Source organism: Priestia sp. SIMBA_032 (assembly GCF_046535215.1).
In the GTDB taxonomy this organism is placed as follows: domain Bacteria; phylum Bacillota; class Bacilli; order Bacillales; family Bacillaceae_H; genus Priestia; species Priestia aryabhattai.
The window spans coordinates 1-251 of the sequence record NZ_JAWRXD010001179.1; the positions used below are offsets into that span (position 1 = coordinate 1).

Here is a 251-nt window from a genome sequence, read left to right on the forward strand (position 1 = left end):
TAAAGTATGGTGTAAGGTAATTTTGTCCTTATTACACACTCATATTCCGATGATTATCTTCATAGATATGAAAGGAGTCAACATGGATCTTATTATACAAACGTTTCCTTTAGATGGAAAAACTTTATATTATGTACAATGTCCTGTCTGTAAGAACAATAGAATTTTAAACAGTGGTGCAAACGTATCACGCATTATTAGTGATGATACATTCCGTAAACTTTGTGGTTGTACTTGTGATGTAAAACCAG

The 251-nt window shown here is 31.9% G+C and carries 1 pseudogene; it reads left to right on the top strand.

The window, feature by feature from the left end:
- Positions 1 to 82 precede the first annotated feature (82 nt).
- Positions 83 to 251 (top strand): annotated as a pseudogene (locus SB717_RS38025) (DUF3797 domain-containing protein); the annotation flags it as partial.